The organism is Micrococcus sp. HMSC31B01 (genome assembly GCF_001816085.1).
GTDB lineage: Bacteria > Actinomycetota > Actinomycetes > Actinomycetales > Micrococcaceae > Micrococcus > Micrococcus luteus.
Genome location: NZ_KV825175.1, coordinates 1 through 714 on the forward strand (window position 1 = coordinate 1; position 714 = coordinate 714).

Below are 714 nucleotides of genomic sequence, written 5' to 3' on the forward strand. Positions count from 1 at the left end.
CCGGCGACGCGCGGGCGGCACGGCCGCCCTCTCCTCCGCGGGCGCGGGCTCGGCGTCGGGGCTCCGGTGGTCGACGCGCGGGGCGTCGTCGTGGGTGGTCATGGCTCAGGCCTCCAGATCGTCGGCGACACGGCGCAGCACCTGCGCCATCTTCTGCGCCTGGGCGCGCTGGGGGTAGCGGCCGCGGCGCAGGCCGTTGGAGGTCTGGTCCAGCCACGTGATGAGGTCCTCCATGAGGACGGCCATCTCGGTGGCGCCGGGTCGGTGGTTGCGGACCACCGAGGGTGCGGCGTCGAGCACGCGCAGCGAGAGCGCCTGCTTGCCGCGGCGGCCCTCGGCCACGCCGAACTCCACGCGGGTGCCTCCGCGCAGCTCGGTCACCCCGGCCGGCAGGGCCGAGGCGGGCACGTGGACCTCCTCGCCCTCGTCCGTCTGGGCGAACCCGAAGCCCTTGGTCGAGTCGTAGAACTTGATGCGCCCGGTGGGCATGTGCGTCACCTGCTCCTCGTCATGTGGGTCCACCGCGTCGGGCCGGCGCCGCAGGGGCGGCCGTGCTCTCGTCTCGGGTCGGCGGGGTCCGGCACCGGCGTGGCGGTGCGCCGCGGCATCGGTGGGACCAGCCTGGCCGTGCGCCCGGAGGGGACGGCGGAGGACGTGGTCGTCAATGACCTCCCAGGATAGCCCGACTAGATGTAGGAGGGCATGACGTTGTTG

General features: G+C 74.2%; 1 protein-coding gene. It reads right to left on the reverse strand.

The features are described from left to right. Positions 1-105: 105 nt before the first annotated feature. Positions 106-489: a cold-shock protein gene (locus HMPREF3105_RS07565; RefSeq protein ID WP_020628350.1), complete on the reverse strand. Its 384-nt coding sequence runs from the start codon at positions 487-489 to the stop codon at positions 106-108. Between the last annotated feature and the right edge of the window lie 225 nt (positions 490-714).

Coding starts and splice junctions, on each gene's coding strand:
- HMPREF3105_RS07565 (WP_020628350.1), bottom strand. CDS start 489: ATGCCCACCGGGCGCATCAAGTTCTACGACTCGACCAAGGGCTTCGGG.